This window comes from Photobacterium sp. R1 (assembly GCF_054600795.1).
The window spans coordinates 1-276 of the sequence record NZ_BAAHZP010000500.1 but is presented as its reverse complement, the minus strand read 5'-3'; the positions used below and the strand labels follow the sequence as shown (position 1 = coordinate 276).

Below are 276 nucleotides of genomic sequence, written 5' to 3'. Positions count from 1 at the left end.
TAAGCAATAACTGGCATAACTCATCTGCTGCCCGCTGTGCTTATGAATCTGACATGTTCAGTAATGCCATCGCACAACTTGCGCTGGTCGCCAGCACATCAATCACACCAGTTCTTAACGCGCCCAGAATTGCCAGTGCCTTTCGGCTTTCACTGGCCATCGCAATCACATTCGGGATACGGCGCAAATCAGACATTTCCAGCCCGACAACCCGGCCCCGCATCAGTGTTCCCGCTTGTTGTCCATCCAGACGGAAGAAGTCAAAGCCTCCGATAT

Annotated in this window: 1 protein-coding gene; it reads right to left on the bottom strand. The window is 52.2% G+C overall.

The features are described 5' to 3' along the window. Positions 1-40: 40 nt before the first annotated feature. Positions 41-276, bottom strand: a 236-nt coding sequence (locus ACYP03_RS26030; RefSeq protein WP_459782676.1) for a sugar-binding domain-containing protein, incomplete at its 5' end; no start/stop codon positions are given.